Origin of the sequence: Brochothrix campestris FSL F6-1037 (assembly GCF_000525915.1) — a bacterium.
Taxonomy (GTDB): Bacteria; Bacillota; Bacilli; order Lactobacillales; family Listeriaceae; genus Brochothrix; species Brochothrix campestris.
This window is the reverse complement of sequence record NZ_AODH01000086.1, coordinates 1-4,486: the sequence shown is the minus strand read 5'-3', so window position 1 is coordinate 4,486 and position 4,486 is coordinate 1. Positions and strand designations below refer to the sequence as shown.

2 rRNA genes are annotated in these 4,486 nt (G+C 49.4%); both read left to right on the top strand.

Annotation, left to right across the window (positions count from 1 at the left end):
- Positions 1-108: 108 nt before the first annotated feature.
- Positions 109-1,656, top strand: a 16S ribosomal RNA gene (locus BCAMP_RS11945).
- 301 nt (positions 1,657-1,957) lie between these two features.
- Positions 1,958-4,486, top strand: a 23S ribosomal RNA gene (locus BCAMP_RS11940); the annotation flags it as partial.

Below are 4,486 nucleotides of genomic sequence, written 5' to 3'. Positions count from 1 at the left end.
TTAAACTCTTAGGAGTTTAAACCAATTAATTTCGTAACGACAATAAGTAATAAATTTTTAGCTAGCGAACTAGTTAAGGATCATTTGACGGTTTAAACACCGTTACTTTTTAACGAGAGTTTGATCCTGGCTCAGGACGAACGCTGGCGGCGTGCCTAATACATGCAAGTCGAACGAACGGATAAGGAGCTTGCTCCTTTGAAGTTAGTGGCGGACGGGTGAGTAACACGTGGGTAACCTGCCTCACAGCTGGGGATAACATCGAGAAATCGATGCTAATACCGAATGTGCTGAACATCATAAGATGTTCAAGTGAAAGACGGTTTCGGCTGTCACTGTGAGATGGACCCGCGCTGGATTAGCTAGTTGGTAAGGTAATGGCTTACCAAGGCGACGATCCATAGCCGACCTGAGAGGGTGATCGGCCACATTGGGACTGAGACACGGCCCAAACTCCTACGGGAGGCAGCAGTAGGGAATCTTCGGCAATGGACGAAAGTCTGACCGAGCAACGCCGCGTGAGCGAAGAAGGCCTTCGGGTCGTAAAGCTCTGTTGTTAGAGAAGAACAAGGGTGAGAGTAACTGTTCACCCCTTGACGGTATCTAACCAGAAAGCCACGGCTAACTACGTGCCAGCAGCCGCGGTAATACGTAGGTGGCAAGCGTTGTCCGGAATTATTGGGCGTAAAGCGCGCGCAGGCGGTCTTTTAAGTCTGATGTGAAAGCCCCCGGCTCAACCGGGGAGGGTCATTGGAAACTGGAAGACTTGAGGACAGAAGAGGAGAGTGGAATTCCAAGTGTAGCGGTGAAATGCGTAGATATTTGGAGGAACACCAGTGGCGAAGGCGGCTCTCTGGTCTGTTACTGACGCTGAGGCGCGAAAGCGTGGGGAGCAAACAGGATTAGATACCCTGGTAGTCCACGCCGTAAACGATGAGTGCTAAGTGTTAGGGGGTTTCCGCCCCTTAGTGCTGCAGTTAACGCATTAAGCACTCCGCCTGGGGAGTACGACCGCAAGGTTGAAACTCAAAGGAATTGACGGGGGCCCGCACAAGCGGTGGAGCATGTGGTTTAATTCGAAGCAACGCGAAGAACCTTACCAGGTCTTGACATCCTTTGACCATTCTGGAGACAGAACTTTCCCTTCGGGGACAAAGTGACAGGTGGTGCATGGTTGTCGTCAGCTCGTGTCGTGAGATGTTGGGTTAAGTCCCGCAACGAGCGCAACCCTTGATTTTAGTTGCCAGCATTAAGTTGGGCACTCTAAAGTGACTGCCGGTGTAAGCCGGAGGAAGGTGGGGATGACGTCAAATCATCATGCCCCTTATGACCTGGGCTACACACGTGCTACAATGGATAATACAAAGGGTCGCGAAGCCGCGAGGTGGAGCCAATCCCATAAAATTATTCTCAGTTCGGATTGCAGGCTGCAACTCGCCTGCATGAAGCCGGAATCGCTAGTAATCGTAGATCAGCATGCTACGGTGAATACGTTCCCGGGCCTTGTACACACCGCCCGTCACACCACGAGAGTTTGTAACACCCAAAGCCGGTTTGGTAACCTTCGGGAGCTAGCCGTCTAAGGTGGGATAGATAATTGGGGTGAAGTCGTAACAAGGTAGCCGTATCGGAAGGTGCGGCTGGATCACCTCCTTTCTAAGGAATAGGAACACACCTTCGGGTGTGATAAGTTACATTAATTGTTGTATGACATCTGCTTGTTCGTTTAGTTTTGAGAAGTCAATCTTCTCATTTATGTTTGTTCTTTGAAAACTGAATACTAATTGATATGAAATAGAAAGACCAAGTAACAACCGAGACTCATTTTAGGTGATTTATAATCATCAGGTCGTATCGCACGACCAACCAGACATATGTTCATTATGTCGAACTAAAAACCGTAAGGTGATTAGTAAAGAGGCGTTAGTAGTTGTTTAACAACGAACACAAATCTGAAGGTTAAGTTAGAAAGGGCGCACGGTGAATGCCTTGGCACTAGGAGCCGATGAAGGACGGGACTAACACCGATATGCTTTGGGGAGCTGTACGTAAGCTTTGATCCAGAGATTTCCGAATGGGGAAACCTACTATGCTTGATCGCATAGTGTCTACAACTGAATACATAGGTTGTTTGACGGCAGACGCAGGGAACTGAAACATCTTATTACCTGCAGGAAGAGAAAGAAAAATCGATTTCCTGAGTAGCGGCGAGCGAAACGGAAACAGCCCAAACCAAAGAGCTTGCTCTTTGGGGTTGTAGGACATTCTACACGGAGTTACAAAGGAAGCGTTTAGTTGAGTAACCTGGAAAGGTTAACCAAAGAGGGTAACAGTCCCGTAAACGAAAAGCGCTTCTCTCCAGAATGTATCCTGAGTACGGCGGAACACGAGAAATTCCGTCGGAATCCACGGGGACCATCCCGTAAGGCTAAATACTCCCTAGTGACCGATAGTGTACCAGTACCGTGAGGGAAAGGTGAAAAGAACCCCGGAAGGGGAGTGAAATAGTTCCTGAAACCGTGTGCCTACAAGTAGTTAAAGCCCGTTAATGGGTGATAGCGTGCCTTTTGTAGAATGAACCGGCGAGTTACGTTTACTAGCAAGGTTAAGTCGAGAAGACGGAGCCGCAGCGAAAGCGAGTCTGAATAGGGCGAATTAGTTAGTAGGCGTAGACCCGAAACCAGGTGATCTACCCATGTCCAGGATGAAGGTAAGGTAAAACTTACTGGAGGTCCGAACCCACGTAAGTTGAAAATTGCGGGGATGAGGTGTGGGTAGCGGAGAAATTCCAATCGAACCTGGAGATAGCTGGTTCTCTCCGAAATAGCTTTAGGGCTAGCCTCGAGGTAGAGAGTCGTGGAGGTAGAGCACTGTTTGAACTAGGGGCCCATCTAGGGTTACTGAATTCAGATAAACTCCGAATGCCATCGACTTATACTCGGGAGTCAGACAGTGAGTGATAAGATCCATTGTCGAGAGGGAAACAGCCCAGACCACCAGTTAAGGTCCCTAAATATACGTTAAGTGGAAAAGGATGTAGTATTGCTTAGACAACTAGGATGTTGGCTCAGAAGCAGCCACCATTTAAAGAGTGCGTAATAGCTCACTAGTCGAGTGACACCGCGCCGAAAATGTACCGGGGCTAAACGTATTACCGAAACTGTGGATGAACATCTATGATGTTCGTGGTAGGAGAGCGTTCTAAAGACAGCGAAGTCAGACCGTGAGGACTGGTGGAGTGTTTAGAAGTGAGAATGCCGGTATGAGTAGCGAAAGACGGGTGAGAATCCCGTCCACCGAATATCTAAGGTTTCCTGGGGAAGGCTCGTCCGCCCAGGGTTAGTCGGGACCTAAGCTGAGGCCGATAGGCGTAGGCGATGGACAACAGATTGATATTTCTGTACCAGTCATTAATGTTTGAGCGATGGGGGGACGCAGTAGGATACGAACGCATGCTGATGGATATGCATGTACAAGCAATTAGGCAGGAAAGTAGGCAAATCCGCTTTCCGTGTAAGCTGAGTTGTGATGTGGTGGCACCTAGTGCCGTAGGTTCTGATTCCACACTGCCAAGAAAAGCCTCTAGTTAGTTAATGACTGCCCGTACCGCAATCCGACACAGGTAGATGAGGAGAGAATCCTAAGGTGAGCGAGAGAACTCTTGTTAAGGAACTCGGCCAAAATGACCCCGTAACTTCGGGAGAAGGGGTGCTCTATTAAGGTGAAAGCCTGAGAGAGCCGCAGTGAATAGGCCCAAGCGACTGTTTACCAAAAACACAGGTCTATGCAAAATCGTAAGATGAAGTATATGGGCTGACACCTGCCCGGTGCTGGAAGGTTAAGAGGAGTGCTTAGCGCAAGCGAAGGTGCGAATTGAAGCCCCAGTAAACGGCGGCCGTAACTATAACGGTCCTAAGGTAGCGAAATTCCTTGTCGGGTAAGTTCCGACCCGCACGAAAGGTGTAACGATTTGGGCACTGTCTCAACAAGAGACTCGGTGAAATTATAGTACCTGTGAAGATGCAGGTTACCCGCGACAGGACGGAAAGACCCCGTGGAGCTTTACTGCAATCTGATATTGAATGTTTGTGTCACTTGTACAGGATAGGTAGGAGCCTTGGACTCCGGAGCGCTAGCTTCGGATGAGGCGTTGGTGGGATACTACCCTTGTGACATGACCATTCTAACCCGCACCCCTTATCGGGGTGGGAGACAGTGTCAGATGGGCAGTTTGACTGGGGCGGTCGCCTCCTAAAGAGTAACGGAGGCGCCCAAAGGTTCCCTCAGAATGGTTGGAAATCATTCGCAGAGTGTAAAGGCACAAGGGAGCTTGACTGTGAGACCTACAAGTCGAACAGGGACGAAAGTCGGGCTTAGTGATCCGGTGGTTCCGCATGGAAGGGCCATCGCTCAACGGATAAAAGCTACCCCGGGGATAACAGGCTTATCTCCCCAAGAGTCCACATCGACGGGGAGGTTTGGCACC